This is a genomic window from Gemmobacter lanyuensis (assembly GCF_014652355.1).
In the GTDB taxonomy this organism is placed as follows: Bacteria; Pseudomonadota; Alphaproteobacteria; order Rhodobacterales; family Rhodobacteraceae; genus Gemmobacter; species Gemmobacter lanyuensis.
Window position 1 is genome coordinate 49,086 of record NZ_BMYQ01000014.1, and the last position, 23,188, is coordinate 72,273.

Annotated in this window: 20 protein-coding genes; 10 read left to right on the forward strand and 10 right to left on the reverse strand. The window is 64.0% G+C overall.

Features of this window, described 5'->3' with window-relative positions; genetic code table 11:
* Positions 1 to 5: 5 nt before the first annotated feature.
* The 5 genes from IE101_RS16775 to IE101_RS16795 are packed head-to-tail and all read left to right on the forward strand — an operon-like array spanning position 6 to position 5,243.
* A complete protein-coding gene (locus tag IE101_RS16775) occupies positions 6 to 878 on the forward strand; it encodes a branched-chain amino acid ABC transporter permease (RefSeq protein WP_189635003.1) in 873 nt (290 codons plus the stop codon).
* A 2-nt stretch (positions 879 to 880) separates the two neighbouring features.
* Positions 881 to 1,837, forward strand: coding sequence for a branched-chain amino acid ABC transporter permease (locus IE101_RS16780; RefSeq protein WP_189635004.1), 957 nt, complete (start codon positions 881 to 883; stop codon positions 1,835 to 1,837).
* Entirely contained in the window at positions 1,834 to 2,610 is a 777-nt protein-coding gene (locus IE101_RS16785) for an ABC transporter ATP-binding protein (protein ID WP_189635005.1), read from the forward strand. Before IE101_RS16780 ends, IE101_RS16785 begins: the two co-directional genes overlap by 4 nt.
* Complete coding sequence (locus IE101_RS16790; RefSeq protein WP_189635006.1) at positions 2,597 to 3,298, forward strand: ABC transporter ATP-binding protein; 702 nt, start codon at positions 2,597 to 2,599, stop codon at positions 3,296 to 3,298. The genes IE101_RS16785 and IE101_RS16790 overlap by 14 nt, the downstream gene beginning before the upstream one ends.
* A 1-nt stretch (position 3,299) precedes the next feature.
* Positions 3,300 to 5,243, forward strand: a complete 1,944-nt coding sequence (locus tag IE101_RS16795) for a 3-hydroxyacyl-CoA dehydrogenase NAD-binding domain-containing protein (protein ID WP_189635007.1) — start codon at positions 3,300 to 3,302, stop codon at positions 5,241 to 5,243.
* Here IE101_RS16795 and IE101_RS16800 read toward each other — a convergent pair.
* Entirely contained in the window at positions 5,240 to 6,133 is an 894-nt protein-coding gene (locus IE101_RS16800; protein WP_189635008.1) for a LysR family transcriptional regulator, read from the reverse strand. The two genes, IE101_RS16795 and IE101_RS16800, sit on opposite strands and share 4 nt — an antisense overlap.
* 116 nt (positions 6,134 to 6,249) lie before the next feature.
* Between IE101_RS16800 and IE101_RS16805 the strand changes: the two genes are divergently transcribed.
* Together IE101_RS16805 and IE101_RS16810 are read left to right on the forward strand one after the other, a co-directional pair.
* Positions 6,250 to 7,215 (forward strand): glutathione S-transferase family protein, encoded by a 966-nt coding sequence (locus IE101_RS16805; RefSeq protein WP_308429880.1) that lies wholly within the window; start codon positions 6,250 to 6,252, stop codon positions 7,213 to 7,215.
* On the forward strand, positions 7,212 to 7,988 hold the full coding sequence (locus IE101_RS16810; protein ID WP_189635010.1) for a DODA-type extradiol aromatic ring-opening family dioxygenase: 777 nt from the start codon (positions 7,212 to 7,214) through the stop codon (positions 7,986 to 7,988). The genes IE101_RS16805 and IE101_RS16810 overlap by 4 nt, the downstream gene beginning before the upstream one ends.
* Here the strand turns inward: IE101_RS16810 and IE101_RS16815 are convergent.
* The 3 genes from IE101_RS16815 to IE101_RS16825 form a co-directional block, all read right to left on the reverse strand.
* Positions 7,985 to 8,455 carry a thermonuclease family protein gene (locus IE101_RS16815; protein WP_189635011.1) on the reverse strand — a complete coding sequence of 157 codons (471 nt, stop codon included), beginning with the start codon at positions 8,453 to 8,455 and terminating at the stop codon, positions 7,985 to 7,987. The two genes, IE101_RS16810 and IE101_RS16815, sit on opposite strands and share 4 nt — an antisense overlap.
* Before the next feature lie 96 nt (positions 8,456 to 8,551).
* Positions 8,552 to 8,824, reverse strand: a complete 273-nt coding sequence (locus IE101_RS16820; protein WP_189635012.1) for a hypothetical protein — start codon at positions 8,822 to 8,824, stop codon at positions 8,552 to 8,554.
* Between the two features lie 179 nt (positions 8,825 to 9,003).
* Complete coding sequence (locus IE101_RS16825; RefSeq protein WP_189635013.1) at positions 9,004 to 9,936, reverse strand: LysR family transcriptional regulator; 933 nt, start codon at positions 9,934 to 9,936, stop codon at positions 9,004 to 9,006.
* 113 nt (positions 9,937 to 10,049) lie between these two features.
* Between IE101_RS16825 and IE101_RS16830 the strand changes: the two genes are divergently transcribed.
* Positions 10,050 to 11,333 carry an NAD(P)/FAD-dependent oxidoreductase gene (locus IE101_RS16830; RefSeq protein ID WP_189635014.1) on the forward strand — a complete coding sequence of 428 codons (1,284 nt, stop codon included), beginning with the start codon at positions 10,050 to 10,052 and terminating at the stop codon, positions 11,331 to 11,333.
* Between the two features lie 7 nt (positions 11,334 to 11,340).
* Here the strand turns inward: IE101_RS16830 and IE101_RS16835 are convergent, their stop codons facing one another.
* From IE101_RS16835 to katG, 3 genes are all read right to left on the reverse strand, one after another.
* Positions 11,341 to 14,565, reverse strand: a complete 3,225-nt coding sequence (locus IE101_RS16835; RefSeq protein WP_189635015.1) for an ATP-binding protein — start codon at positions 14,563 to 14,565, stop codon at positions 11,341 to 11,343.
* A gap of 89 nt (positions 14,566 to 14,654) precedes the next feature.
* Positions 14,655 to 15,611: a cache domain-containing protein gene (locus tag IE101_RS16840; RefSeq protein WP_189635016.1), complete on the reverse strand. Its 957-nt coding sequence runs from the start codon at positions 15,609 to 15,611 to the stop codon at positions 14,655 to 14,657.
* A gap of 123 nt (positions 15,612 to 15,734) precedes the next feature.
* Positions 15,735 to 17,954, reverse strand: coding sequence for a catalase/peroxidase HPI (gene katG / locus IE101_RS16845; protein WP_189635017.1), 2,220 nt, complete (start codon positions 17,952 to 17,954; stop codon positions 15,735 to 15,737).
* 139 nt (positions 17,955 to 18,093) lie between these two features.
* On the opposite strand from katG, the gene IE101_RS16850 reads away from it, so the two are divergent.
* On the forward strand, positions 18,094 to 19,035 hold the full coding sequence (locus IE101_RS16850; RefSeq protein ID WP_189635018.1) for a hydrogen peroxide-inducible genes activator: 942 nt from the start codon (positions 18,094 to 18,096) through the stop codon (positions 19,033 to 19,035).
* On the opposite strand, the gene IE101_RS16855 is transcribed toward IE101_RS16850, so the two are convergent.
* Both IE101_RS16855 and IE101_RS16860 read right to left on the reverse strand, forming a co-directional pair.
* Positions 19,032 to 19,319, reverse strand: a complete 288-nt coding sequence (locus IE101_RS16855; protein WP_189635019.1) for a DUF1330 domain-containing protein — start codon at positions 19,317 to 19,319, stop codon at positions 19,032 to 19,034. The genes IE101_RS16850 and IE101_RS16855 overlap by 4 nt on opposite strands.
* Positions 19,320 to 19,357: 38 nt before the next feature.
* Positions 19,358 to 20,062: an SDR family oxidoreductase gene (locus IE101_RS16860; RefSeq protein WP_189635020.1), complete on the reverse strand. Its 705-nt coding sequence runs from the start codon at positions 20,060 to 20,062 to the stop codon at positions 19,358 to 19,360.
* A 114-nt stretch (positions 20,063 to 20,176) separates the two neighbouring features.
* Here IE101_RS16860 and gcvA point away from each other — a divergent pair, with 114 nt between their 5' ends.
* Positions 20,177 to 21,064 (forward strand): transcriptional regulator GcvA, encoded by an 888-nt coding sequence (gene gcvA / locus IE101_RS16865; RefSeq protein WP_189635021.1) that lies wholly within the window; start codon positions 20,177 to 20,179, stop codon positions 21,062 to 21,064.
* Between the two features lie 109 nt (positions 21,065 to 21,173).
* On the opposite strand, the gene IE101_RS16870 is transcribed toward gcvA, so the two are convergent.
* Positions 21,174 to 23,188 (reverse strand): cadherin repeat domain-containing protein (locus IE101_RS16870; RefSeq protein WP_189635022.1); only part of this gene is annotated, 2,015 nt, incomplete at its 5' end.

Consider the following 23,188-nt stretch of genomic DNA (forward strand, 5'->3'; position numbering starts at 1 on the left):
TTCTCATGTCGGAACTTATGCAATTCCTTCTGTCGGGGGCGACAGTGGGCGCGGTCTATGCGCTCGTCGCTCTTGGCTTTACGATCATTTACAATGCCTCTGACGTGGTGAACTTCGCGCAGGGCGAATTCGTCATGCTGGGCGGTATGACCACGGTTTTTGCCCATGCGGCGGGGCTTCCGCTGCCGCTGGCGGCGCTGGTTGCGGTTGTGGCGACCTCGGCCCTAGGGGTGGCGCTGAACAAGCTGGCCATCGAACCCGCGCGCGGCGCGCCGGTCGTGTCGCTGATCATCATCACCATCGGCGCATCGATCTTCATTCGCGGCGCTGCGCAGCTGGTGTTCGACAAGCAGATCCACCGCTTCCCGGCCTTCACCGGCGACGACCCGCTTCACATCCTGGGCGCGACGATCCTGCCGCAGAGCCTCTGGGTGATCGGTGGCGCACTGGTCGTGTTCGTGGCGCTCTGGCTGTTCTTCACCCGGACTCTGACGGGGCGGGCGGTGCTTGCGACCTCGAACAACCGACTCGCGGCGCAGCTGGTGGGCATCAACACGAATTGGGTGATGACGCTGTCCTTTGCCCTGTCGGCGGGCATCGGCGCACTGGCCGGGGTGCTGGTGACGCCGATCACCATGACCTCTTATGACGTGGGGATCGCGCTGGCGCTGAAGGGCTTTGCCGCGGCGATGCTGGGCGGCATGGGCAATCCCAAGGGCGCGCTGGTGGGCGGTATCCTGCTGGGCCTCTTGGAGTCGCTGACGGCGGGCTACCTGAGTTCGACCTACAAGGATGCGGCGGCCTTCATCGTCATTCTGGGCGTGCTGTTCTTCATGCCGCAGGGCCTGTTCGGCCGCAAATCCACGGATCGGGTGTGACCATGAAACTGACCCCGAAAACTGCAACGCTTCTGGTGCTGGCGGCGCTGATCGCGCTGACGCCCCTGTTCTTCCCCTCGGGCTATTATTATCGAGTGGGCGCCCTGATCTTCGTCAACGGCCTGTCGGTTCTGGGGATCGTGATCCTGACCGGCTATGCCGGACAGGTCAGCCTTGGCCATGCCGGATTTGCCGGGATCGGCGCCTATGCTTGCGCGCTGGCGCCGGTGCATCTGGGCCTGCATCCCGCGCTGGCCATCGTGCTGGGCGCCGTGATTTCTGCCATCATGGCCTGGCTGGTCGGTCGGCCCATCCTGCGGCTCAAGGGCTATTACCTGGGTGTGGCGAGCCTCGGCTTCGGCATCCTCGTGTCGATGGTGCTGTCGAACGAGCGCTGGCTGACCAAGGGCCCCGACGGGATCGAAGTGCCGGATCTGGGCCTGCGTGACCTGCTGAAGGACATGGGCCTGAAGCTGGCGAATGGCGAATTCTGGTATTTTTTCAGCGGCATCTGCCTGCTGATCGGCGCGTGGTTGGTGCTGAACCTGTATAACAGCCCTACGGGCCGCGCCCTGCGCGCCCTGCACGGGTCGGAGATTGCCGCCCGTACCGTGGGCGTCGATGTGGCAAAGCTCAAGCTGCAGGCCTTTGTCATCTCTGCGGTCTATGCCTCGGTTGCGGGATCGCTGCTGGCGCTGATGAACAAGTTCGTCACTCCCGATGTCGCAGGCTTCATGCATTCGATCGAAATGGTGACCATGGCCGTTCTGGGCGGTGCGGGGTCGGTGCTAGGCGCGATCTTCGGCGCAGGCATCCTGACGCTGCTGCCGCAGGTGCTGACCGTCTTTGCCGAATATGAACAGCTGATGCTGGGTGCGGTGATGATGCTGGTGATGATCTTCATGCGGGATGGGCTGCTGCCCTCGGTGCTCCGCAAGATCCGGGGGAGGGGCGAATGAGCCTGCTGGAAATTCAGGGTCTTGGCATCACCTTTGGCGGCCTGCGCGCTGTCCATGATGTCAGCTTCAAGGTCAAGCCCGGCGAGATCGTTTCCGTGATCGGGCCGAATGGCGCGGGCAAGACCACCTTGTTCAACATGATTTCGGGCGTCTATCAGCCCGGCGCGGGCAAGGTGGTGCTGAGCGGCGAAGATGTGACGGCGATGTCGCCGCATCTTCTGGCGCGGCGCGGCATGTCGCGCACCTTCCAGAACCTGCAGATCTTTCAGGGCATGACCGTGCTGGAAAACGCCGTGTCGGGCTATCACCTGCAGGAACGCGGGCCGATCCTGGCGGACCTGCTGGGCCTTCCGTCCTCGCGCCGCAGGGCGCGGGCTGCGGAAGAAGGCGCGCGGGCGCTGCTGGCCCGGGTGGGTCTGGACCGTGCCGCCGAACGCGAGGCGGCGAACCTCTCGTACGGCGCGCTGAAACGTCTAGAGATTGCCCGCGCGCTGGCGCTGCAACCGAAGGTGCTGCTGCTTGACGAACCGGCCGCCGGTTGCAACGCGGTTGAAACCGAAGAGATCGACCACCTGATTGCCGAGGTCGCAGCGTCGGGCGTGGCGATCCTGCTGGTGGAACATGACATGAAGATGGTCATGCGGATTTCGAACCATATCGTCGTGCTGGACCATGGTGAAAAGATCGCTGAAGGCGATCCGGCCACCGTCAGCCGCGATCCGGCTGTCATTGCCGCATATCTGGGGACGGAGGCGGAACATGCTCACGGTTGAGGGGCTGCGCTCGCGCTATGGGCGCATCGAGGTGCTGCACGGCATCGATCTGCATGTGGACAGCGGCGAGATCGTCACCGTCGTCGGCGCGAATGGCGCGGGCAAAACCACGCTGCTGCGCTGCCTTTCGGGCGTGCAGCCGGTGTCGGGCGGGTCGATCACCTTCCGGGGTGAAGTTCTGACCCCCGTTCCCGCCTACAAGCGCCTGCGCCGGGGACTTGCCCAATCGCCCGAGGGGCGGCAGATCTTCACCAACCTGACGGTTGAGGAAAACCTGCGTCTTGGCGCGTTTCTTTTCAGCGATGACCGGGTTGACCGGGATATGGAAGACGCCTTCCAGATGTTCCCGATCCTCAAGGAAAAGCGCAATCTCGCCGCGGGGGGCCTTTCGGGTGGGCAGCAACAGATGCTGGCCATGGCACGGGCGCTGATGGGGCGGCCGTCGTGCCTGCTGCTTGACGAACCCTCGATGGGTCTGGCGCCGATCATCGTGCAGCAGATCTTTGATGTGGTGAAGGGCCTGAAGGCGCTGAACGTCACCGTGCTGCTGGTGGAACAGAACGCCTTTGGCGCATTGAAGATTGCGGATCGGGGCTATGTGATGGAAACCGGCCACATTACCATGGAAGGCACGGCGGCCGAGCTGATTGCCGACCCGCGCATCCGCGAAGCCTATCTGGGGATCTGACATGACCATCGTCACCATCGACCGCGATCAGGATATTGCCGTCGTCACCGTGAACAACCCCCCTGTCAATGCCCTGTCGCAGGCGCTGCGTCAGGGTCTTTGGGATGCGGCCGTTGCGCTAGACGCCGATCCTGCGGTGCGGGCGGTGGTGCTGATCTGCGCCGGGCGTACCTTCATCGCCGGGGCGGATGTGTCAGAATTCGGCAAACCCCCGATGGAGCCGCATCTGCCCGATGTCGTGGCCCGGATCGAGGCAGCGACCAAGCCGTGGATCGCCGCCATCCACGGGTCGGCCCTTGGTGGCGGGTTCGAGGTGGCGCTTGGCTGCCGCTTCCGCGTTGCGGATGAAGCGGCCTCTGTGGGCCTGCCCGAGGTGACCTTGGGTATCGTTCCCGGTGCCGGAGGCACGGTGCGGACGCCCCGCGTCGCCGGCGTGGCTGCGGCGGTCGAGCTGGTGACCACGGGCAAACCCGCCAAGGCTGCCCGCGCCCTGACGCTGGGCCTGATCGATGCGGTGGTAACGGGCGATCTGCGGACCGAGGCCGTGGCCTTCGCCCGCGCCGCACTTGACCAACCGCTGCCCGCGAAAGCCGCAGATCGTGCGGTTGAGGCCCCCGATGCAGGCTTCTGGGCGGAACAGGAAACCGTGATTGCCAAGCGCGCAAAGGGTGAAGTTGCGCCCCTGCGGGCGCTCGCCTGTCTGCGCAAGGCGGCCGAGGCTCCGTTCGCCGAGGCGATGGCCTTCGAGCGCGCCACCTTCCTTGACCTGCGCGCCTCGGATCAGGCGGCGGCCTTGCGGGCGGTGTTCTTTGCCGAACGCGCCGCCCCGCGACCGGCACATCTTGCGGATGCCAAGTCCCTGCCTCTGCGCCAGACGGCCGTTGTCGGCGGTGGCACCATGGGTGCGGGCATCGCCGCTGCACTGCGGGATGCGGGACTTCCGGTCGTGCTGATCGAACGCGATGACGCCGCCGTGGCCCGTGGGCTGGAAAACCTGCGCAGCATCTTTGCCGGTGCAGTCAAACGCGGTCGCCTGACCGAAACCCAGGCCGCCGCGCGGATGGAGGGTGTGACCGGCACCACCGATTACGCCGCACTGGCCGAGGTCGATCTGGTGATCGAGGCTGTCTTTGAAGACATCGCGGTGAAGCGCGCGGTCTTTGCCCAGTTGTCGGCCGCCTGTCGCCCGGATGCGGTGCTGGCCACCAATACCTCCTACCTCGACCCGCGGTTGATCGCCGAGGGCGTGGTGAACCCCGGCCGCTTCATCGGGCTGCATTTCTTCAGCCCTGCCAATGTGATGAAACTGCTGGAAATCGTGCCGACCCCCGATACCGCGCCCGAAACGCTGGCCACCGGGTTTGCCTTGGCGCGCAGCCTCGGCAAGGTGCCGGTGCAGGCCGGAATTTGCGAGGGCTTCATCGGCAACCGCATCCTGAAACGCTATCGCGCTAGCGCCGAGGCCTTGGTCCGCAGCGGTGTGGCCATTGCAGAGATTGATGCGGCAATGCGCGGCTACGGTTTTGCCATGGGCCCGTTTGAGGCGCAGGATCTGGGTGGTCTTGATATCGCCTTCCTGCAGCGCGAAGGCGCGCGGGCGGCGGGGCAAGAGGTGGCGGAAACGCTGGGTGATGTGCTCGTCCGTGCAGGCCGCAAAGGGCAAAAGACCGGCGGCGGCTGGTATGATTATACCCCGGGCGACCGGAAGCCGCAGCCTTCGGCCACTGTCGCCGAGTTGCTGGGTGACCGTCTGGCCGCACCCAGACAGATGGACCGCGCCGCGATTGCGGAACATCTGGTGGGCGAAATGGCCGCCGAGGGGCACGCCATTCTGGCGGAGGGCATCGCACGCCAACCCTCCGACATCGACCTGACGGAAATCCATGGCTATGGCTTTCCGCGCTGGCGCGGCGGACCGATGTTCGCCACCACCCCGCGTGGCTAAAGCAGGCTGTCGAACCGGTCACGCACCACGAAATCCAGCAAGGCGCGGGTCCGCCGCGCCATGCGCCGGTGGTCAAGGTGCAGCGCGTGCACATCCAGCCGGGCGCCTTCGGTTTCAGGCAGCACCCGTTCCAGCCGTCCTGCGGCAAGGTCCGGGCCGATCATGTAATCGGGGCAAAGTGCGATGCCCGCCCCTTCCAGCGCAAGGTCGCGGGTCGCCCGCGCGCTATTCACCAGAAACCGGCCCGAAACGGGGATGCGCCGGGGCACCCCGGCCTCGACCAAGGGCCAGCCGCCGCTGCTGCGGAGGTTGGTGTCCCGGATGCAGTCATGCGCCGTCAGATCCTGCGCCTGAAGCGGCCGCCCCGCGCGGTCCAGATAGGCGGGTGCCGCCACCAGCAGCAGCACGATTTCGCCCAGTTTTCGCGCGATCAGCGCCGAATCCTGCAACTGCCCGATCCGCAGCGCCAGATCGATGCCCTCGGCCGCGAGGTCTGCAAATTGGTCCGACAGACGCAGGTCCACCGTCAGATCGGGATGCCGGGCCTGGAACCGCCGCAGCATCGGGGCTGCGTGCATTTCACCAAAGCTGAGCGGGGCGGAAACGCGCAGGGTGCCGGACAACCGCGCGCCACTTTCGCGCAGATCGCCGCGCATATCCTCCAGCGTTTCCAGCCAGTCGGGGGCACGGCGCAGCAGCCGTTCGCCCGCCGCCGTCAGCCCGATCCGCCGCGTGGTGCGTTGCAGCAATCGTGCCCCAAACCGATCCTCAAGCTCAGCCATGTATTTCGATGCGAGCTTGGGGGATATCCCCAGTCGTGCTGCCGCCGCTGCGAAAGATCCGGTTTCCACCGTGGTCACAAAGACGCGGATTCCATCCACAAGGTCCATCAGTAATTCCGAACATATTGGCGACAGTCATTCACCATATGCGCCATTTCAACGGGAAACAATCGGACGCATAGTTCCTTCCAACCGGGGTGACCCGCCCCGAAAGGAGAATGACGATGCTGGTGAATGGAATCTGGCAGAACAACTGGCACCCGGTGCAGGCCAAGGATGAACAGGGTCGCTTCGTGCGGCAAACGTCGACCTTCCGCAACTGGATCACCCCGGATGGGGCGCCGGGGCCGACCGGGACGGGGGGCTATGTCGCCGAAAAGGGCCGTTACCGGTTTTATGTCGCGCTGATCTGCCCCTGGGCGTCGCGTACGCTGATTGCCCGCAAGCTCAAGGGGTTGGACGACTTTATCGCCGTGACTGTGGTGAACCCGGTGCTGGGGGAAGAGGGCTGGCGCTTTGGCGGCTATCCGGGCGCTGATGCCGATCCGGTGTTCGGCGCGACATGGATGCATGAGATCTATACCCATGCCGACCCGCAAGTGAATGGCCGGGCCACTGTTCCAGTGCTGTGGGATGAAAAGACCGGGACCATCGTCAGCAACGAAAGCGCCGATATCCTGCGGATGTTCAACACCGCCTTTGCGGATCAAGTGCCGGAAACGGTTGATCTGTATCCCGAAGACCTGCGCCTGCAGATCGACGCCTGGAACCCCGAGATCTATGACCAGCTGAACAACGGCGTCTACAAGGCAGGCTTTGCTTCGACCCAGCTTGCCTATGATGAGGCGGTGGCCGGCGTCTTTGCCATGCTCGACCGGCTGGAGGGTGCGCTGCAGGGGCCGTTCCTGTTTGGCGACCGGGTGACCGAAACCGACATCCGCCTCTTTGTCACGCTGATCCGCTTCGATGCGGCCTATCACGGGCTGTTCAAGACGAACCTGCGACGGATCGCCGATTACCCGCGTCTGACCGCGTTCCTGCGGCAGATGCTTGCGCTGCCGGGGGTGCGTGAGACGGTCAACCTCGATCACATCAAGGCGGGGTATTATTCGATCAAGGCGCTGAACCCATCGGGCATCGTACCTGCCGGACCTGATCATGTCGCGGCCTTGCTGGGGGACCGGACATGACCCTGCCCAGCCTTTTTCTGGCCCATGGCGCGCCGGATCTGCCGTTTTCGCGCACGCCCGCGCGGGCCTTCACGGAAGGTTTGGGCGCCCGCTACCCTGACCTGCGCGCGATCCTTGTGATTTCCGCGCATTGGGAAGATCGGGTCAATACCATCGGCATCGCGCCGCACCCCGAAACCATCCATGATTTCGGCGGGTTTGACCCGGCGCTTTACAATCTGCGCTATCCCGCCCGGACCGATCCCGCGGTGATTGATGAGGTCGCTGCCGCCCTGACCGCCGCCGGGGTGCCCCATGCCCGCGATGGTCGGCGCGGCTATGATCACGGGGTATGGATTCCGCTCCTTCTCGCCTTTCCGCAGGCTGAGGTTCCGGTGATCCAGCTGTCACTGCGCCACGGCGCCTCCGCGCGCGAGAATTTTGCGCTGGGTCAGGCCCTCGCGCCCTTGCGGGAACAGGGGGTGCTGATCATCGGGTCGGGCGCCACGGTGCATAACCTGCGTGGTATCGGCCGCGAAGGCAGCCCGCCCCCCGATTGGGCCCGCGCCTTTGACAACTGGATCGTGCAGGGCGTTACCCGTGGTGATGCCGAGACGCTGCTCAGCTTCCCACAGGTCCCGGCCGAGGCGCGCATCGCCCATCCCACACCCGAACATCTGATGCCGCTTTATGTGGCCATGGGGGCCGGGGGCGGACAGGGCGAAGTTTTGCACCGCAGCTTTTCCTGGGGGTCGATCGGCATGACCTCCTTCGCCTTTGGTGCCGCGGCCTAGCGTTCCCCGCGCCAAAGCCAGGGCAGCTCAAAGCTGCCCTCCCATATCCCCAACTGCGCCGTCCGCGCGGCGTTCTGCTCGGCCTCATACTCCGGGCTGGCACCCTCGCGGACGACCGCCCAGCCTTGGCGTACCAGTTCTTCCCCGAGGTCGAGCCCGTCAGCCGTGCAGATGGCCTGTGCTGCCCCGTTCGGATCTGCCGCGACCTGATTGCAATGCACCGATTTGCGCCAGACAGCATCGCTTAAGGCCCGGGTCGCGGAAGCACCGCAGGCCCATGAGCGCCCATCGGCATGATGGCAGGTCTGGCGCGGTTCCGGCGCGTCGATCCAGGCCAGCCGCAGGGTAACCCCGTCGATCTGGATCGTATCGCCTGAAACCACGGTGACGAAGCCGGCAACCGAACCCGCCCCGCAAGGCAAGGCGAAGAGCTGCAAAAGAAGGACAAAGGCGTATCTGCGGAACATACAACCAACGTGGCAGCGCACCCGGACCTTGTCCATCCGACCCGAAGGTCGGAACGGCGCACCATTCGGATGAGGCATACATACTCGGCCGCCAGATCACCCCACGTCGCGCAAAAGCTGATCCAGGAATTCGCTGGCCCCGATCGCCAGAATGTCCGCGACCGGGTCGAGTTCCACCACACGTGTCCCGATGTCAGACAGATGTTGGCGCAGGGTTTCGAGGGACAGTGTGTGCCCCCTGCGCAGCAGGTCAATCACCACCGACCCCAGCGTCAACCGGACAAGCTCTTCTGCGGCGGCAAGCTCCACAAGCCGGTCCGAGGGCAGGGACATATTGGCCGTGGGGCTGAATTTCGATGTAATGTCCATGTTCCCTGCGCAGTTGCCCATAGGTTGAAGAATAGCCCGTCGCACAAGCGGATCAATCTTTTCGGTCCAAAATTATCCCTTTTTGCAAAGCCTTGCCCGCAGCATAAGGCGGGACGGCCCCTGTGCTTTCGGGGTCATGGCCTGCCAAATGGGCGCCGGATAATGCGGGATCGGCGGGATCATTCCCTCAGGGAATGATCTGTCACAGGGCCAGGGCTGCGATCCGCTTCCATCTCTTGCAAAAGCCACGCCCGGAATGCGGCGAGTGGCGGGTGTTCGGCACGGTCGGTGGGCCAGCACAGGTAATAAGCCCCGTCGCTTTGCACGGGCAAATCCAGCGCGGGCACAAGGCGGCCTGCTGCCAGATCCTCGGAAATCAGGAAATCCGGGATCAGCCCGACCCCCAGCCCCGCGGCAGCTGCGGCTGTAAGGGTTGTGAACTGGTCGAACAGCATCCCCTGCACATGGGTGTCATCAACGTGATGGTGCCGCAGCCAAAGTTCCCAGGCATCGGGGCGGCTGGTCAGGTGCAGCAGTGGCGCCGCGCGCACATCAGCCGGTCGGCGAAAGCTGTGATGATCGCGCAGCCCCGGCGCGCAGACCGGGCGCACCGTTTCATGACGCAAGAGCACCAGTTCCGCCCCCGGCCAGTCCTCTGTTCCGAAATGTATTGCTGCATCAATGGCTTCGTTCTTGAAATCGAAGCTTGTCAGCCGCGAGATCAGGTTGATCGTGACCCCGGGATAGGCCGCCAGAAACCCCGGAAGCCGCGGGGTGAGCCACCGTGCGGCAAAGGTCGGCAATACGGCAAGGGTCAGTGTTCCCCCCAGCGGATTGGCCCGCAGATTGAGCGAGGCCGCCGAGATCCGGGCCAGCGCCTCGCGTATCTCGCGCGCATATGCGGCACCCCCGACCGTGAGGCGGATCGACTGCCGTTCCCGGTGAAAAAGCGCATAGCCCAACTGTTCTTCGAGGGCCTTGATCTGGCGTGAGACGGCGCTTTGCGTCAGTGCCAGTTCCTGTGCGGCCCGTGTGACCGACCCGGTCCGCGCCGCCGCCTCAAAAGCCGCCAGCAGTGGAAGTGAGGGCAGAAAGCGACGAGGCGCACGCATAGCATTCCCATTCGGAATGAGGTGATGAGAAAATCTCGTTAGCGCAAGGCCGTGCTTCGGGCAAGAAAGGCATGTCAGCCGCAGGGCGACGCGCAAGGGAAAAGGGGCCTCAGATGTTGAATGATCCGCGCTCGCACGGTCTTTGGGAACGGACGGCGCCGGACGCCCCGGTGACCGGGCCTCTGTGCGATCAATTGACGGCCGATGTCGTGGTGATCGGCGCGGGCTATACCGGCCTTTCGACCGCACTGCATCTGGCCGAACGGGGCGTGTCTGTCGTGGTGCTTGAGGCCGCCGAGGTGGGGTTTGGCGGGGCCGGGCGCAATGTGGGACTTGTCAACGCGGGCATGTGGGTCATGCCCGAAGACCTCTGCGCCGGGCTGGGCGATCACTTTGGGAACCGGCTGCTGGAGGCGCTTGGCAACGGTCCGCGCAAGGTTTTTGAGGTGATCGACCGCTACGCGATTGCTTGCGAGGCCGAGCGTCAGGGCACGCTGCACCTTGCCGTTGGGGACAAGGGTCTGGCCGAGATCCGCGAGCGGGCGCGCCAATGGCAAAAACGCGGGGCGCCTGTCCATCTGCTTGATGCGGCAGAAACGGCTGCGCGGGTGGGAAGTTCAGCCTATGCGGGTGCGCTCTGGGATCAGCGGGCGGGCACGATACAGCCGCTTGCCTATGCGCGGGGATTGGCCCGCGCTGCGGTGGGGCAGGGCGTGCGGCTCTTCACCGGATCGCCGGTCGCCGCCCTGCGCCGGGATGGCGCGGACTGGACGGCGCAGACGCCAGGTGGCTCTGTCCGGGGGAAGTGGGTCGTGCTGGGGACCGATGCCTATACCGGCGGGCTGTTTCCGCAGATCCGCACGCAACAGGTGCATCTGCCCTATTTCAACTTCGCGACGGAACCCCTGCCAGCATCTGCGCGGACCCGGATCTTGCCGAACCGCGAAGGATGCTGGGATACGCCCGAGGTCCTGACCTCTTTCCGCTTCGATCAGCAGGGGCGGCTGGTCTTCGGGTCGGTCGGAGCGCTGCGGCGGGGTGGTGCGGGCGTGCATCGGGCCTGGGCCCGGCGGGCCATCGCCCGGATCTGGCCCGAACTGGCGGGGATCGGCCTTGAGGCGGAATGGTATGGCCAGATCGGCATGACCGCAAACAACCTGCCGCGGTTTCACAAGCTGGACGAGCGGGTCATTACGGTCTGCGGCTACAATGGGCGCGGCATCTCGCCGGGAACGGTGTTTGGTCAGTTGCTGGCGGCCTATGTTGCGGGCGATATCGGGGATGCCGACATGCCACTGCCCGTGACCGATCCGGCACCCGTCTCGGCCTTGCCGCTGCGCGAGGCTTGGTATGAGGCTGGCGCCCAGCTGGTGCATGTGGCGCAGGCGCGGTTCTGACCCGCGATCAGGCGCCTGCGGAGGCGCCGAACCCCGGCAGCCACTGTTGCAGGGCCGCACGCAGCTGCCTGTTATCCAGGGGCTTTTTCAGAAACCCGTTCATCCCGGCGGCCAGGCATGCGGCCTTGACGTCGTCATCCTCGGCGCCGCTGACCGCAAGGATGGGCACCTCGCCCCGCGCGGTGCCAAGCGCGCGGATCCGGCGGGCGGCCTCGATCCCGTCCATGACCGGCATCTGGTGATCCATCAGCACCAAGTCGATGCGATCCTCCAAAACGGCGCGGACAGCCTCTGCGCCATTCGCGGCGGTGATGACCGAAAGGCCCAGCCTCTCCAGCCGTGCCGCCGCCAGATCGCGGTTCAGGCCATCGTCATCAGCCACAAGGACGCGTAGCGCGGGGTGCTGCTCCGGCTCTGCAACGGGCCGTGGGATCTGTGCCCCGCCCCGCCGCATCTGGGCCAGACGCTCGGCGATCAGCAAGGGATCGGCGGGCTTGCGCAGAATTTCAGTGGCAATCGGGGTCAAATGCGGATCATCGCTGTCCATCAAGGCCAGCACAGGGCGCGACCCTTGCTGCAAAAGTGCGATGGACTCAGGGACGCGATGGATGAAGGCATCATCGACCACGGCAAGATCAGCACCTTCAAGTCCGATGACCGACCTGTCGGCCAATCCCAGGACCAGTCCCGCATCAAAACCACAGCGGCGCAGCTGATTGCAGATCAGGGCGCGCAGGTTTTCGTTCGCGATGGCCACGGCGACACGGCCCTCTCCGACAGGCACCGCAGGGGGGGCTGAAGGTTCAGCATCATCAAGATGGATCTGCAGCCAGAATTCGCTGCCTTCTCCTTCTTGCGACCGGACGCCGACTTCGCCGCCCATCAGCGTTGCCAGCTGTCGGCAGATCGCCAGGCCAAGCCCGGTGCCCCCATAAAGCCGCGCGGTGGAGTGTTCGGCTTGGGTGAAGGCCTGAAACAGCCGCTGGACCTGTTCCTCATTCAGCCCAACGCCCGTGTCTGAAACCGCAAGGCGCAACATCGGACGGTCTTCGCGCACATGGCTGATGGAAAGCGTGATCTCGCCCGCCTCGGTGAACTTCACCGCGTTTGACAGGTAGTTCATCAGAACCTGGGTCAAGCGCAGGGGATCGGCCTGAATGGTCGCCGGAACATCCGGCGCCACATTCAGCACGAGATCAATGCCGCGACGTCCCGCCGTGGGGGCGATGCCTTCCAGCGCATCGCGGGCCAGGTCCCGCAGGTTGACCGTGACCCGTTCCAGGGCCAGTTTACCCGCCTCTGCCTTTGAAAGGTCGAGAATGTCATTCACGATTGCGGCAAGATGTTGCCCCGACCGCGCCGCCTTGGACAGGAATGCCGTCTGCTTGGGGTCAAGCTGCGTCTCGGCCAGCAGGTCGAGAAACCCGATGAGCGAGTTCAGCGGCGTGCGGATTTCGTGGCTCATCGTCGAAAGGAAATCGGATTTCAGCTGCGCGGTCTGGGTCGCCAGATCGCGGGCATTGCGCAGCAGGTCTTCGGCCTCACGCTCGGCGGTGATGTCATCCAGAACCCAGACCTCGCCCTTTTCAGGGTCGTCCGGATCAACCGCGGCCGCGCGCATGCGCGCCCAGATCGAGGTTCCATCCGGCCTGCGCAATTCGGTGGTCAGTTCCACGGTGCGCCCCTGCCAGATCCCCGCCAGAACCTCGGCATTGTCGTGCCAGAAGGTGGGGGCGCCGTCCAAGACCTCTGTCAGAAGCAGACCGGTCAGGCCGGTATTGGTGCGTCCGAGTTGGTGGTGGATCAGTGTATTGGCCTGCACCACCCGATGTTCCCGCAGGAACAGGATGCCCGACCGTGAGGTATCGAAAATGGCGCGGAGCTCTTCGTTCCGGCTTTCAAGCTCTTCGGTGCGTTTGGCGACGGCGCTCTCCAGCCGACTTTGATAGGCGCGCAGGGTTTCTTCGGCCTGCCGTTGGGCCGTCACATCGGTCAGGACGGCGATGGTTTCAAAGCCCTGCCGCGTCGGAACTTTCGTCAAAAGGACTTCGGTCGTGATCGACGATCCGTCGGCGCGAAGGTGGGTCCAGTCGGTCCGGGTGCGCCCACCTGTGTTCAGCGCCGCAAGAATTTCCTGGCCCAGATCGGCGGTAGAGCGACCGTCGGGCTGGATCGGGGGCGAGATTTCTGCCGGCTGTCGTCCGATCAACTCTGCCGCGTCGTGATAACCCAGCAATTGGCGCGCCGCGTCATTGATGCGGTAGATCCGCCCCTCGCGCAGGACCATGACCGGCAGGCCCGTGTTTTCAAACGCGGTTGAGAACCGCGCCTCGCTGCGGGCAAGGCTGCTGCGCGTCATCTCGGCCCAGGCACGGGCACGCCACAGGCGAAAGCGGAGCAGCATGGCCAGCAACAGAAGGATGAGCACGCCTGCAATCAGCCCGGCAAGCGGCAGGATAATGCCGCCATCCGTCAGACCCACACTGTCGATCCGGTTTTCGCGGCGCCAATTGTCGATGATCTGTTTGCGCTCTTCCGGCGTCAGACTTGCGGCCAATTCGGCCAGCAGAATGCCTGTGTCCGGGTCGGACAGCCGATAGGCCGTGGCCGTCCGGGTGATCGAGATCGGCTCGCCATGGGTGAAGGCATCTTGCAGACCAGCCTGACGCAGCAACAGGATGCCCGTCGGCTCTGACAGGCAGAAGCGATCAGCTTCCGCGATGGCCGCAGCCAGCACCACGCCTTGCGGGTTGGGATAGCGCAGCACCCGGCTTGTGGCCTGATCCGACATGAAATTGTCGCAGGCGCTGCCCTCTACAACCGCAACAGGCGAATCTTCCGCCGGAAGTTTGCCGTTCTTCATGCGCTGGAATTCCACAAAGCGCAGAATTTCCTCCGGTGCCATGATCCGGATGCCAAAGCCCGGCGCGGTGGATTGGGCAAAAAGATCGACGGCATCCACCCGTCCGTCATTCAGGGCGGTCAGGGCGCTTTCGGTGGGAACAGCATGCGGGATGATCCGGATACCGGTCCGTTCTCCCATGGCCTGCCAAAGCGCTATGCGCTGTCCATCGAGCTGCCCCGCTTCATGCAGAAACGAAAATGGGGGGCGATCGATCGGCATGCCGATCTTCAGGCTGCGCCCGGTCCCGACAGGGTCCTGCGCTTCGGCGGCGGTTGCAAGCACGGCCAACGCCACAATCAGCGATCGGATCAGCGCAAGGGGTGTCATTTGGCAGAGATTTCTATCTCTCGCTGGGGGCGGAACATGGGAAAGATGTTTCAGATGTGTCTGGGCGTTTCAAGATCAGGATGAGAATTTCACCGGAGCCGTGCGAGTACGAATCCACCCGTGACGGCCACGGCAAGGACGAAAGCGCCGATGAGGATGGCTGTCTGCAAATCGGTCAGAACAGATTTGCGAACGTCGGGGAAGACATCTGCATCCAGCCGGGCCAGCAGGGTCCAGCCGAAGCGGGGCATGCCGGGCAGGGTGGTTTCCGGCACCAGCACGGTGATGTTCGACTGTCCGTCGGGCCAGGTCATCCAGCCTGCGGCAGGAGCGTCGGGTGGCAAAGTGGCCCCTGTCCAGACCTTGCCTTGCAGCAACCGCTCGGGGTCGATCTCCGCTTCGCCCTTGTCGTTCAGGATTGCGACGCGGATTTTTGCGGCCCCAGCTCCCTTTTTCAGGAAATCTTCTGCCCAGCCCACGCTAATATGGGCGCCGATGACGCCCAGAATGCGCCCCTCGGCGTCGCGCACGGGGGCGGCAAGGTCCAGCAGGCGGAAGGGTTCGCCCTTGGGACGGCCTAGAACTTCGCTCAACAAGACAGCTTCATGGGCGTTGCCGCCGAAGGGCGCGGTCATCCCCTGCTGGAACCAGGGCCGCGCGCTGACATCGCGTCCCAGCAATACATCATTGGCCGCGGCCCGGATGATCCCCTGCGCATCGGCAAACCCCACCCAGGAAATCCGCCCACCGTCACGGGCAAAAACCCGGAGCGCAGCTGCCAGCTGTTCCGGTGGGGTCTCGGCGATCGTCTCGCTCAGGACCTGCAGCTGTTCCCAATCGCCTTGCAGCGTATAGAGAAACGCATGGAAGGTGGCGGTTGCCCGCGCTTCAACGGCATTCTGAGCAATTGCAAGTTGTACACCCCGCGCCTTTTGCGATGCCGACAAGATATGCTGCACCGGATAGGCCACAGCCATCAGGACAAGGCCGGCAACCACCAGCCAGCCGAAAAGCTCGATACGGCCCAGGGTTGTAATGCGACTCATGAAAACAGCCTTCGTATTCTATTCTTGCAGGATAATACCTTGGGGCCGCAAATCCAGCCCAAGAACGCCCCCAAATGAAAACGCCCCGGCAATGCCGGGGCGTTTCAGCGTTCTTGGTGCGGATCAGTTGATGTCGAACCGATCCAGCATCATCACCTTTGCCCAGGCCGCGACGAAATCCTTGACGAATTTCGTGCTGCCATCGGCCTGACCATAGACTTCGGCCAGCGCGCGCAGCTGCGAGTTCGAACCGAAGACCAGATCGACGCGGGTGCCGGTCCATTTGATCGCGCCGCTCTGACGGTCGCGTCCCTCATAGGTGCCGTCTTCGCGCGGGGTCCATTGGGTGCCCATATCCAGCAGGTTGACGAAGAAATCGGTCGTCAGCGCGCCGGGACGGTGGGTCAGCACGCCATGCTGCGCCCCGCCGTGGTTTGCGCCCAGCACCCGCAGACCGCCGACCAGCACCGTCATTTCCGGTGCGCTCAGCGTCATCAGCTGGGCCTTGTCCACCAACAGCTCTTCCGGGGCGACCGAGAAACGCGCCTTCTGGTAGTTGCGGAAGCCATCCGCCGCCGGTTCCAGCACCGCGAAGGATTCAACATCGGTCTGCTCTTGCGTGGCATCGGTGCGGCCGGGGGTGAAGGGCACCTCAACCGCATGGCCCGCGGCCTTGGCGCCCATTTCCACACCGACATTCCCTGCCAGCACGATCAGATCCGCGAGCGAGACTTTCTTGCCGCCGGTCTGCGCCGCATTGAACCCGGTCTGGATACCTTCCAGCACGGCCAGAACCTTGGCAAGCTGGGCGGGCTGGTTCACCTCCCAATCCTTCTGGGGGGCAAGGCGGATGCGGGCGCCATTGGCGCCGCCGCGCTTGTCCGACCCACGGAAGGTCGCAGCCGAAGCCCATGCGGTGGATACGAGCTCCGACACCGAAAGGCCCGAAGCCGCAATCTGTGCCTTCAGCGCAGCAATATCGGCCGCATCCACCAGCGCATGATCGACCGCCGGAACCGGATCTTGCCAGATCAGGTCTTCGGCCGGGACCTCGGGACCAAGATAGAGCGCCTTCGGCCCCATGTCGCGGTGGGTCAGCTTGAACCAGGCGCGGGCAAAGGCATCGGCAAATACTTCGGGGTTCGCGTGGAAGCGACGGGCGATCGGCTCATAGATCGGGTCGAACTTGAGCGCGAGGTCCGCCGTCGTCATCATCGGGCGGTGCTTGCGGGACGGATCATGGGCATCCACGATCATGTCTTCCTCGGCCACGTCCTTGGCGGCCCATTGTTTGGCGCCTGCGGGCGAATGGACCAGTTCCCAGTCATATTTGAACAGAACGTTCAGATAGCCCATGTCCCAGGTGGTGGGATTAGGTTTCCAGGCGCCTTCGATGCCGCTGGTGATGGTGTCATAGCCCTTGCCCGTCCCGTGCGAGGACAGCCAGCCCAGACCCATCGCCTCGATCGGCGCGCCTTCCGGCTCGGCGCCGACGGCGCTGGCCGGGCCATTGCCATGGGCCTTGCCGAAGGTGTGACCGCCCGCCACCAGTGCCACGGTCTCTTCGTCATTCATCGCCATGCGGCCAAAGGTTTCCCGGATATCGCGGGCCGAGGCCAGCGGATCGGGCTTCCCGTCCGGGCCTTCGGGGTTCACGTAAATCAGGCCCATCTGCACGGCGGCCAGCGGGTTTTCCAGATCCCGTTCGCCCGAATAGCGGCTGTTGGCCTTGTCACTGGTTGCCAGCCATTCGCCTTCCTGGCCCCAGTAGATGTCCTCTTCCGGTTCCCAAACATCGGCGCGGCCGCCGCCAAACCCGAAGGTCTTGAAGCCCATCGATTCCAGCGCGACGTTGCCCGCGAGGATCATCAGATCGGCCCAGGACAGGCTGTTGCCGTATTTCTGCTTGATCGGCCACAGCAGGCGGCGGGCCTTGTCGAGGTTGCCGTTATCCGGCCAGCTGTTGAGCGGTGCAAAGCGCTGCGTCCCGGTCGAGGCGCCCCCGCGACCATCGCCGGTGCGATAGGTGCCGGCGCTGTGCCAAGCCATGCGGATGAAGAGCGGCCCGTAATGGCCCCAGTCCGCCGGCCACCAATCCTGGCTGTCGGTCATCAGGGCGTGCAAGTCCTGCTTGACGGCGGCAAAGTCCAGCTTGCGGAAGGCCTCGGCATAGGTGAAGCCCGCGTCCATCGGGTTCGATTGCGCCGAATGCTGGTGCAGCACCCGCAGGTTCAGCTGGTTGGGCCACCAATCCCGGTTGGACCGGCCCGCAAAAGCCGATTGTTTGCTGCCGCCATGATGCACCGGGCATTTGCCCGCGCTGGCGTTGTCATGTCCGCTCATCTTCATCCTCCGGGTTACGTTCCTGCACAGGGCGGGACACCTCTTTTTCAGGGGGCCGACGCGCTGTCTGGAATCGTTCTAGCAAAGTCTGTTGATTAGTTTAATTTTGATTTTCTGATATATGTGATAAGAAGTTCTTATGAAGAATATCACACTCAAGCAATTGCGCTACTTCGACATCCTGTCGCGGCATGGGCATTTCGGCCGTGCGGCGGATGCCTGCGCCATTTCCCAGCCCGCGCTCTCGATGCAGATCAAAGAGCTTGAGGAATCGCTCGGGGCTGACCTTTTCGAACGCGGGGCGCGGCAGATTCGCCTGACCAGCTTTGGCGAGGAATTCGGCCGCCGCGTGGCCGAGATTTTGCGTGCCGTGGATGAGCTGGGCGATATGGCCCGTGCGGCGCGGGACCGGTTGGTCGGGCGGCTTCGGATCGGGGTGATCCCAACGGTTGCTCCCTACCTGCTGCCCACGATTATCGGCAATCTGACGCGCCAGAACCCGAGCCTTGATATCCACGTGCGGGAAACCGTCACCCCCAAACTTCTGCAGGAACTGGCAGAAGGACGGCTGGATACGGCCATTGTCGCCCTTCCGGTGTCCGAACCTGCGCTGACAGAGATCGCGCTTTTTTCGGAAGATTTCGTGCTGGTCCGACCAGCCGAAGATGCGGAAAAGCCGGTGCCGCAGCCGGAAATGCTGCGCGAGATGCGGCTTTTGCTGCTGGAAGAAGGGCATTGCTTCCGCGATCAGGCGCTTTCCTTCTGCAACCTGCAATCGGCGCTGCCGCGCGAATTGCTGGATGGCAGTTCGCTTTCGACATTGGTGCAGATGGTGGGGGCGGGGATCGGCGTGACCCTTATCCCTGAGATGGCGGTGGCGGTGGAAACGCGCTCGGCCCCGGTGTCGATTGCGCGGTTTGCCGGGGCACAGCCTTCGCGCACCATCGGGATGATCTGGCGCCAGACCAACCCGCTTGGGAAGCAGTTGCTCCAGATCTCTGAAGTTGTGCGGCAGTCGGCTGAAAGCCTGCGGCTCCGCCATGGCCGCAAGCGGCCGGGGGCGGAGCCGCAGGCCCGCTAGTTGCCTTCAACGATGGACAGTTCGCGGTCCGACATCCGTGCCGCAATGGGCAGGGCGGCCTGATAATCCGGGTCATCATAGGCCGCTTGCGCCGTCTCGAAACTGTCGAAGCGCACGATGAAGTGCCGCGGGCTTTCCGGGCCTTCGCGCGTATCCACCCGCCCGCGACCGGCAATCACCTCGGCGCCGTAGCGATCCGCCACACGGCGGAACAGCTCGCCATAGGCTTTTTGCGCCTCGGTATCCCGCACAGGTCCTGCCTTCACGATCCAATAGCCTGCCATCTTTTCCCCCTTTTGACGGCCGGCGCCGGGCCTGCCTGTTAAACGGACCGCGTCAGGCCACCATCGACCCGCAGGTTTTGGCCCGTCATATAGCCTGCACCGTCCGACGCAAGGAAGGCAACGGTTGCGGCAATTTCGTCGGCACGGCCATAGCGGCCCATCGGAACGCTTTGGCGGCGTTCCTCTATGGCCGGCAGGCTGTCGATCCAACCGGGAAGGATGTTGTTGATACGGATGTTGTCGGGGGCGTAGGTATCGGCATAGATCTTGGTGAAGGCCGCAAAACCCGCCCGTGCCACTGCCGATGTCGGAAACATGGCCGAAGGTTCAAAGGCCCAGGCCGTCGAGATGTTGATGATCGCGCCGCCCTTTTGTGCCTGCATATATGGTGTGACATGCCGGATCGCCCGCACCGCTGACAGAAAATAGACATCCATGCCCATCTGCCAGTCGGCATCCGTCAGCTCCAGCAGCTGCTTGCGCGGCCCATGCCCGGCGCTGTTCACCAGAACGTCGATGCGCCCCCAGCTGTCGGCGGCCCGGCCCACCACCCCGGCCACGTCGGCATCCTGCAGGTTCGATCCGGTCATCCCGATGCCCCCCAGTTCTTGCGCCAGCGCCGCGCCCTTGCCTGAGGAGGAGAGGATTGCCACGCGATAGCCATCGGCGGCCAGACGACGGGCCGCTGCCGCACCCATGCCACTTCCACCGGCGGTGATAACCGCTACTTTTTCTACAGCCATTCGACAATTCCTATGTGTTCTGACGCCAAAAATGACGAACTTGCAGAACAATAGCGCATTGACCACTGCGGCACGAATGATGATAGCTGTTATCATCCAGTAGAAAAACTGCACATGTCCAAGGATCTTGCCCGGCTGCCTTCGCTCAATGGGCTGCGCGCCTTTGAAGTGGCGGCGCGGCATCTGAACTTTCGTCTCGCGGCCGAGGAGTTGGGTGTCACGCAAGGCGCGGTAGCCCAGCAGGTCCGCAATCTGGAGGCACAGCTGGGGCTTCAGCTGTTCCACCGTCACTCTCGCAGCCTGTTCTTGACCGAGGCCGGGCGCAGCTATGTGTCGAATATCCGCAAGGCTTTTGAGCTGATTGCCGAGGCAACAGATGTTCTGCGCCCCGAACCCGACCATCTGACGATCAGTGTGACGCCGACCTTTGCCGCGAAATGGCTGATCCCGCGTCTGACCTGCTTTACAGACAGTCATCCGGCCATCGACCTGCGCATCATGGCGACAGACAGGATGTCGAATTTTCAAACCGACGGCGTCGATCTTGCGGTGCGGTTGGGGCGTCCCCCTTTCGGGCCGGGTCTGGTGGCAGATCTGCTGTTCGAACAGGCGGTGGTGGCGGTCGCAAGTCCGGTTGCCGTGCAGCGCCTGCCCCTCGGCGCGGATCCGCTGGCGGATTTGCCGTTGTTGCACGATGCCCACGATCTTTGGCCGCAGGTGCTGGCCATCGCGGGTCGGGGGGGACGACCCGCCCCCAAGAACATCCGCTTCAACCAGACTGTCCTTGCAATCGAGGCGGCATTGGCAGGGCAGGGGATTGCGCTCGCGCCCCGGTTCTTTGTGGCGGCCGATCTGGGCACGGGGAAGCTTGTCCAGATCCTTGATGTCGAATTGCGGACGGGTGCCGATTTCTATGTTGTTGCGCCGCGCAAGTCCCGAACCGGCGCGCAGGTCGCAGCCGTGCGCGACTGGCTGTTGCGCCAGGCCCGCGCGAGCGCGTGACCCAGCCGGACCATGAACAAGGCCTGCCAACCTTGCGGTGGCAGGCCTCGCCCGTTCCGGTGGAGAGCGGAGCGCCCCGAAGCCAAAGCCCCGGGACGCCCCATCAGGATCAGAACTTCACCTCGTAAGTGATGCTGCCGCTGTTGCGGCGGACATCATCCACCTCTTCGGTCTCGAACCCGAGCGAGAAGCGACGGCTTTCATCGACCGACATGTGATCGAGCCCGAGCGCCAGCTTGTAGCCGCAGCCGCTGCTGTCCTTCACGGCATCGATGCTTTCGCAGACCAGACCCGGCTGGACGTTGAACTCCCACGGCGCGCCCGCACCAAGGCTGATGTCGCGGCGGAAGTCCGTCAGAAGCTCGGCCCGTGCAAGACCGGTGGCCAGGCCTTTCCAGGTTTGGGTTGCGCTGTCACCCGGAATGCTGCCCGTCACGTCGATGGACGATGTCCAGCTGCGCGAGACCTGAATGTTAAGCTCGGGCCAGATTTCCCAATCGCCACGCTCGATCAACCCGGCCAGCGACCAGCCCGCATGCAGTTCGCGGGTGCCATAGTCCGCGGCCACGGTGAAGTCGGTGGTCGACAGGTCCAGCATGTTCTGGCCGACGCCGAAGCTCAGATAGGCGGTGGAGTAAAGATCCTTGCGCAGTTCGTTCACGGCATAGCCGCCGAAGTTGACGGTGAAGGACCGGCTGTCCCCCGACAAGCCGCGCGAGATGGTGCCACCCATGAAGTTGGCCCCGGCGAACATGCCGTAAAGGGCGTTTTCATGGCTGGTGTTTTCCAGCGCGATCCTGCCGTTGAAGCTCAGCGTGTCGATGCCGCCCTCGCCCGAGGCCCGCACATCGGCCTCAACCACCTTGCGGTAGCCTTCAAAGTGACGGACCGACGTGGTCGCGCTTTCCGCCGTGACAGTATTGCCGACGGTGGTCACGGAACGGCTTACATCGTTGCGGTCCACGTTGCAGCGCGGTTGGTCCTCATCCTCGACCGGCAGGGCTTCATCGCGGTCTTCTGTGGCGCAATCGGCCAGACGGTCGCGCGCGGCGGTGCCCATTGCGTGCAGCGAACGCTGCTGATCGCGCAGACGGCTGACCTCCAGATCCGAGATGATCTGCTCGATATCACCGCGGTTCCGGTCCAGTGCCTGCTTGGCCGTATCGGTGACGATGATCTTGACCAGCTGATCGGTGTAATTGCCATCCCCCGCATCAAACCGCACGACGACGTAATATTCGTTGTCGCCATTCGGGATGTACAGCGGCGGGTTGCGGAAGGCGAGAACGCCGGTCTCCGCGTCGATGACAAAGGCCGGGCGATCCGTGCTGCCGGAAACGGCGGGCAGAAGCCAGCGGCCGTTGATGCCGTTCGGCACGGTGAATTTGTGCACGAAGTCCTGCCCCGAGGGGATGGTTTCCTCCGAACGCGCAGCGCCGGGGCCATCCGACGGACCCTGGATCATCGGCGCCGCATCATTGTCGACGATGGTGATCGTGGGAACATCCGTGACGATCAGCCCATCATAGGCCGGGTCGGCCGAGCGCACCGTCAGCACCGGGGTGCAGCTTTGGCTGTCCTCGATGGCCGAATCGTCCTTGGCCGAAACGGTTACATTGACCAGCCGATCCCAGTCCGCAGGCGAAATGGTGATGGTCGAGGGCGAGAAGCTGCATTGCGCATCGTCAGCGATGGTGATGATCACATCCGCCGTGGGCCGCGAGGTCAGTTGCAGCGGCAGAACTGCCGTCTCGCCTTCGGTTTCGCCCGCTTCCAGATCATTGTCTGCGCTACCGGCCGGGGCAAAGCTGATCCCGCCATTATCGTCCAGATCGGCGATGGTGACGGTCAGCGTCTGGCGCGTCACATTGCCGTCGGCGTCACGGGCGGACACGGTGATGACATAGACGTTGTTACCGTCGCCATCGACCGGAGCCTCATAGTCGGTGCGGGCCCGGAAAACCAGAACGCCGGTTGCCAGATCGATGGTAAAGGCATCGGCATCGGTGCCCGAGATCGACCAAGTCACGTCCTCATTGGCGGTGAATGTGGTGACGGCGGTGCCGCCCTCATCCAGCGTGATATTGGCGTTTTCGCCGGTGGTGGTCCCATCGCCATCCGGGC